1 pseudogene is annotated in these 581 nt (G+C 69.5%); it reads right to left on the reverse strand.

The window, feature by feature from the left end:
• Positions 1–63: 63 nt before the first annotated feature.
• A pseudogene (locus K789_RS26490) lies at positions 64–531 on the reverse strand (aldehyde dehydrogenase family protein); the annotation flags it as partial.
• Positions 532–581 lie beyond the last annotated feature (50 nt).

Consider the following 581-nt stretch of genomic DNA (forward strand, 5'->3'; position numbering starts at 1 on the left):
GGGGGCCAGGATTCGGGTCGAGATGTAGCAGGTCTGGCCGGTGTTGCGCATGGAGGAGCGGATCAGCACCTTGGACATCGCGTCCAGGTCCGCGTCCGGCAGCACAATTGCGCTGGATTTGCCGCCAAGCTCCAGGGTGACGGGGCGCAGCAGCTCGCCGCAGGCCGCGGCAATTTTCCGGCCCACGGGTGTCGAGCCCGTGAAGGCCACCTTGTCCACACCCGGGTGCTTCACCAGTGCATCTCCCAGCCGGCCGGACCCGGTGACCAGGTTGACGACGCCGGCCGGGACCCCGGCCGCGGCCACCGCGTCGATGATCACGCGGAACGACAGCGGGGTGGGCGACGCCGGCTTGATCACCACCGTGCAGCCGGCCAGCAGCGCCGGGGCGAGCTTAATGACCACGAGGTTGATCGGGAAGTTCCAGGGCGCGATCAGGGCGCAGACGCCGATCGGTTCGCGCCGGACCACAGATTCCCCGCCGCCTTTGGGGAAAGCCCGCACGTCCTCGCGCTCAAGGTAGTCGGCCAAGGTGGCGAAGTAGCGGAAGATGCCTGCGGCGTTGGCGGCGGCCCCGGCGG

This window comes from Arthrobacter sp. TB 26, assembly GCF_000427315.1.
GTDB lineage: Bacteria > Actinomycetota > Actinomycetes > Actinomycetales > Micrococcaceae > Arthrobacter.